At 64.1% G+C, this 2894-nt stretch carries 2 protein-coding genes; one reads left to right on the top strand and one right to left on the bottom strand.

Annotation, left to right across the window (positions count from 1 at the left end; translation table 11 throughout):
* Positions 1-1836 (bottom strand): phosphoketolase family protein (locus tag AC1D00_RS34580; RefSeq protein ID WP_477013770.1); only part of this gene is annotated, 1836 nt, incomplete at its 3' end.
* Positions 1837-2046: 210 nt separating this feature from the next.
* On the opposite strand from AC1D00_RS34580, the gene AC1D00_RS34575 reads away from it, so the two are divergent.
* Positions 2047-2894 (top strand): PA0069 family radical SAM protein (locus AC1D00_RS34575; RefSeq protein WP_477013769.1); only part of this gene is annotated, 848 nt, incomplete at its 3' end.

Here is a 2894-nt window from a genome sequence, read left to right as displayed (position 1 = left end):
GGTCCAGATGCCGATGCCGGCATCGCAATGCGTGGCGGCGTCCTGCATCGACAGCCATTGCGGCGCCGGCTGCTTGCCGGCGACGATCACGTTGATGCGGTTGTACGTCCGCAGGCAATGATCGGCGATCCACAGCAGCGTGTTGGCATCGGGCGGGAAGTAGATGCGGACGATGTCGGCCTTCTTGTTGGCGACGAGATCGACGAAGCCGGGATCCTGATGGCTGAAACCGTTATGGTCCTGGCGCCAGACATGCGAGGTCAGCAGATAATTGAGCGAGGCGATCGGACTGCGCCATGGCAGGTGCCGCGTCACCTTCAGCCATTTGGCGTGCTGGTTGAACATGGAATCCACGATGTGGATGAAGGCCTCGTAGCAGGAGAAGAAGCCGTGGCGGCCGGTGAGCAGATAGCCTTCGAGCCAGCCTTGGCAGAGATGCTCGCTCAACACCTCCATCACGCGGCCGTCCTGCGCGAGATGTACGTCGTAGGGTTCGGTCGGTTCCATCCAAACCCGTTCGGTCGCCTCGAACACCGCGTCGAGACGGTTTGACGCCGTCTCGTCCGGACCCATGATGCGGAAATTGCGCTCTTCCGCATTGAGCCGGATGACGTCGCGCAAGAATTTGCCGAGCTCGCGCGTCGCTTCTCCCGTGACGGCACCGGGCTGCGGCACTTCGATGGCAAAGCTGCGATAGTCCGGCAGTTTCAGCTCCTTCTTCAGCACTCCGCCATTGGCATGCGGATTGGCGCCCATGCGGCGATTGCCCTCGGGCGCCAGCGCCTGGAGCTCGGCGACGAGCGCGCCGCTCGCGTCGAACAGTTTTTCCGGCTCGTAGCTGCGCATCCAGTCTTCGAGCACCTTCAGATGCGCCGGGTTCTCGCGGCAGCTTGCGACCGGCACCTGATGCGCGCGCCAGAAACCTTCGACCTTCTTGCCGTCAACTTCCTTCGGTCCGGTCCAGCCCTTCGGGCTGCGCAGCACGATCATCGGCCAGCGGGGTCGCTCGACGCTTCTACGCCCGTCGCGGGCGTGCTGCTGGATCGAGCGGATGCTGGCGAATGCGACGTCGAGCGCATCCGCCATGATCCGGTGCATCAATCTGGGATCATCGCCCTCGACGAACAGCGGCTCGTGGCCAAACCCGTGGAACAGATCGCGGATCTCGCGGTCAGACATCCGCCCGAGCACGGTCGGGTTCGCAATCTTGTAGCCGTTGAGATGCAGGATCGGCAGCACCGCGCCGTCATGGGCGGGATTCAGGAACTTGTTCGAGTGCCAGGAGGCCGCGAGCGGGCCGGTCTCGGCCTCGCCATCGCCGACGACGCAGGCGACGATCAGGTCGGGATTGTCCAGCGCCGCGCCGTAGGCATGCACCAGCGCGTAGCCGAGCTCGCCGCCTTCATGGATCGAGCCCGGCGTCTCCGGCGCCGCGTGGCTCGGAATGCCACCGGGGAAGGAGAACTGCCTGAACAGCTTGCGCAATCCGTCCTTATCGCGCGCGATGTCGGGATAGATCTCGCTGTAGCTGCCCTCGAGATAGGTGTTGGCGACCATGCCCGGCCCGCCATGACCGGGACCGCAGACATAGAGCACGTTGATATCAAGCGCGCGGATGACGCGGTTGAGATGGGCGTAGATGAAGTTCAAACCGGGCGTTGTGCCCCAATGGCCGAGCAAACGCGGCTTGATGTGCTCGGGCCGCAACGGCTCGCGCAGCAGGGGGTTGTCAAGCAGGTAGATCTGCCCGACGGAGAGGTAGTTGGCGGCGCGCCAATAGCGATCGAGGAGATCGAGGTCGCTGCTCGCGGCGGCCGATTGTTGTTGATTTGTCATGTTCCTGCCGACCTTCACCCGGGATCGTCACCAACTGAGTTCCGGCGCGATCGATCCTTGGCGGCATCAAACGAGATCGTGGTGAGGGCGGTGTTGCGTGAGGTCAAAGGCAGGCGCCCGAAGTTTGGGCGCTTCTACTGTGCATGGGGTTGTTTTCACGTTTTTAGTTCTTGTTCTTGATTTGTTCTTTCGGCGTGCTATCTTGGCTTCATGAGTCCAGCATCCTCTCATGCTCTCAAGCACCCGCCGGTCACGGCGCCCTCCGAGCCGGCGGGTGCGCCTTCTGATTTCCCCGAGCTCGCTGTCGCCATCGACAAGCAGCGCAGGCGGGGGCGGGGCGCGCAGTCCAACGCCAGCGGCCGCTATGAGGCCGAGGCGCGCGTCGCCTTCGACGACGGCTGGCAGAGCCTGGAAGAGCTGCCGCCATTCAAGACCACGGTCGCGGTCGACACCTCGCGCAAGGTGATCACCCGCAACGATTCCCCCGATATCGGCTTCGACCGCTCGATCAATCCCTATCGCGGCTGCGAGCACGGCTGTGTCTACTGCTTCGCGCGGCCGACCCATGCCTATCTCGGCCTGTCGCCGGGGCTCGACTTCGAGACCAAACTGTTCGTCAAGCCGGAGGCCCCGGAGCTGCTCGAGAAGGAGCTCGCAGCAGCAGGCTATGAGCCGCGGATGATCGCGATCGGCACCAACACCGATCCCTACCAGCCGATCGAGCGCGAGCGCAAAATCATGCGCGGCATCCTGGAGGTGCTGGAGCGTGCCGGTCATCCCGTCGGCATCGTCACCAAATCGGCGCTGGTGGTGCGCGACATCGACATTCTCTCGCGCATGGCCAAGCGCAACCTCGCCAAGGTCGCGATCTCGGTGACCTCGCTCGATCCGAAGCTGGCGCGCACCATGGAGCCGCGCGCCTCGACGCCGCCGAAGCGGCTGGAGGCGCTGAAGCAGCTCTCCGACGCCGGCATTCCCACCACCGTGATGGTCGCGCCCGTGATCCCCGCGCTGAACGATTCCGAGATCGAGCGCATTCTCGATGCGGCCGCCCATGC

Source organism: Bradyrhizobium sp. P2_E8, assembly GCF_056403875.1.
Note: the sequence above shows the minus strand (reverse complement) of the source record. Positions and strands in the feature narration are given on the sequence as shown.